Here is a 2,551-nt window from a genome sequence, read left to right as displayed (position 1 = left end):
CTGCTGGGCTGGCCCCCTACCGGAGCGCACCAGAGTTGTGAAGCCGATGAGCGGTATGTTTGAAGTGGCGGTCCGGCTCAACATGCGGCTGCGGGAACTGCTCTGCGGCTTTGCGCGCACGGTCGGCGACTCCGGTCGGCGAGGCGAAAGTCCTTACGTTTCGGCGCATCCGGCGACCACACAGGTGGACAACAAAAGCCTGCGATCCGCTTCTGAGCGCGTGTGCTTTTATCGATGTAAGGAACTTCGCGCCGCAGGTTTAGACTAGCGATCTCTGGCGTGTGAACGCAAGAGAAGTCGGCGATCTCCGAAATCGGTTGAGTGATCAATGCTGTAGCGTTGTCCAGTGGCCGGCTGAGCCGCACGAGGCCTGTGATGCCTGCTACTCGGCTACGATGGTCGGGAGTCTGGAGCCCACGCGCAAGACCGACTGAACTGAAACGGGCACAAAGGTCGGTTTCATCAAGGATGTGTCTGCAACGCTGCCGTGGATGACAGGGCCAAATTGCACATTCGATGGGTTTGCTGATTTATTCCAGCCGGGTGCCCGGTTCAGCCGGGTCGTCTTCGTCGGGCTTAAGCAGGTCGATAAGCGCGGCCGCTCGTGTTCCCGGAAGCGGGCGCCCCTGTCCCATTAACGCCTCGTCAGCAAAAGCCCATGCCCATGCCTCTCTCAATTCCTCGATCGACGCACCCGTTGCGATGATCTCCGCAACCGTAATATCGTCGGCTGACCCAATGACGGAGAGAACTTCTTGCCGTGTCATCGTTTGACCGCGTTCTGACTACAACTGAACTAGATGGAGATTTCATGGAGCACTTGCAACCGATCTAATGAGGGCTGTCGCAGGATTCCCTTGCGCAAGATCAGGGGCTGCGCAATGGGCGCCATTCACCTAGCCAAACGCGCGCCACATAGGGCGCAGGGCGCAGAAATCGACGGAGCCCATGCGCTCGGCATTTGCGAAGACCCGGCAAGTCATCCAGATGATCGCCCATCACTGAGGCCATTTGGTGGAACTCCCCCTGGACCATCCACGCAGCCGGAATCGGCCATGGGTGTTCTGAACAACCCGGAAACTCGTTTCAGGGGATTATTCTCGAAATCGTAGTCTGCCGGGCGCGATGTGGAGATTACAGGGGAACCCTTCGTCTCGGTGGTCCAAAGTCCCTGAACTAACCTGTTATCGTCGACGCACGGGAAACCCCGTGATTCAGAAGAGCAGATCTCGGGCCACGCACGGCCTATGCCCCGAGGCTGCCCGGCCGAATGTGTTTGCGCGCGGATAACTCCGGTCTGTGAAGCAGCACCCTGTTGCGGCCCGTCTGCTTGGCAAGGTAAAGTGCGGCATCCGCTCGCTGCTGTAACTGCTCCGGCGAGATCGCCTCAGAGGTCTGAACGGCAACTCCAATGCTCAGGGTGACCCAGCGCGACACACGGGATCCAGGGTTGGGCAAAGCGGCAGCCTCGACGCTCTTACGCATTCGTTCAGCCACAGCGGCGGCCTCTTCCTCGTTCACCCCGGGCAGGAGCACGAGGAATTCTTCGCCGCCATAACGGGCAACGTGATCGCGATCACGCCTCACGTTTTCCTTCAAGATAGTTGCGACCTTTACCAAACACCGATCTTCCTCCGCATGGCCGAGGTGGTCGTTTAGCTTCTTGAAGTTGTCAATGTCGCACATCAGCATCGCGGCACCGGCAAGGCAACGTTTGTCACTTCCCCATAGGCGCTCGAGTGTTTCCGTCATCCAGCGACGGTTGGAGATGCCGGTGAGTGGATCGGTCCTCGCCAGGAGTACCAGTCGATCATTCGCTTTCGCCAGTTCGGCGACCCTGCGTCGGTCGCGAAGCTCAAACAGGAAAGTCTTTTGAGCAAGAATTGTCATGATGCGCCGCGCGGCCACCGTTGCAAAGATACCGCTGGCGAAGAACAGCGTTCCAGCCACTGCACTCCCATGCGCGATGGCCGGGTTCTGCAGTTGAAGCATGAGAAAGAGTCCGAGCGCCAGCGCAGCGATCGTCATCGTCCACGCCAGGGGGATCCCGAAGATTATGATGGCTGTGATGGCCACGAACAACATGACGTTCAATTGCCGTTCGTAGAACTCGCCACCAGCGCTTGCTCCGACCAATGCGACTGACAACAAGATCAGGAACATGCCTGCGATCAGCGAAGCTCCTTGGAGCCAAGGCGCCTGCGGTTTACGCCAGGCTAGGACCACGGCCAACGCGATGGGCGGGATGATGGCGCCGGGCAGGAGCATGGACTGCGCTACGCCCCATGGAAGCAACGCCGCGTTCAGTGCCAACGTCAGCACATCCAAAAATGCCACCCAGATCATCCACGCGCGGATGATTTTCGCCGTTTGCGACCAGACACGTGCTCGAAATAGGCGTTCGATCTCGCCACGCAGGCTGATTTCGCGCGTACGGCGCGCCAGAAGCCGGTCGACCTCAGCGGCTAGGGCAGGATCATCCTGCACATCGGGGGGCATCAGATCTGACAAGTCGATAGGCCCTACGCTGCTTTCTCCTGAACATCTATCC

At 59.1% G+C, this 2,551-nt stretch carries 3 protein-coding genes; 1 reads left to right on the top strand and 2 read right to left on the bottom strand.

The window, feature by feature from the left end; genetic code table 11:
- The coding region (locus EN991_RS40435) for a hypothetical protein (RefSeq protein WP_206519292.1) at window positions 1-268 on the top strand (268 nt) is incomplete at its 5' end.
- A 262-nt stretch (window positions 269-530) separates the two neighbouring features.
- Here the strand turns inward: EN991_RS40435 and EN991_RS31865 are convergent.
- Window positions 531-767, bottom strand: a complete 237-nt coding sequence (locus EN991_RS31865) for a hypothetical protein (protein WP_013525027.1) — start codon at window positions 765-767, stop codon at window positions 531-533.
- Window positions 768-1,245: 478 nt separating this feature from the next.
- Window positions 1,246-2,499: a diguanylate cyclase gene (locus tag EN991_RS31860; RefSeq protein WP_127370241.1), complete on the bottom strand. Its 1,254-nt coding sequence runs from the start codon at window positions 2,497-2,499 to the stop codon at window positions 1,246-1,248.
- Between the last annotated feature and the right edge of the window lie 52 nt (window positions 2,500-2,551).

The sequence above is a fragment of the Mesorhizobium sp. M7A.F.Ca.US.005.03.2.1 genome (assembly GCF_003997795.1).
GTDB classification, from domain to species: Bacteria; Pseudomonadota; Alphaproteobacteria; order Rhizobiales; family Rhizobiaceae; genus Mesorhizobium; species Mesorhizobium ciceri.
Note: the sequence above shows the minus strand (reverse complement) of the source record. Positions and strands in the feature narration are given on the sequence as shown.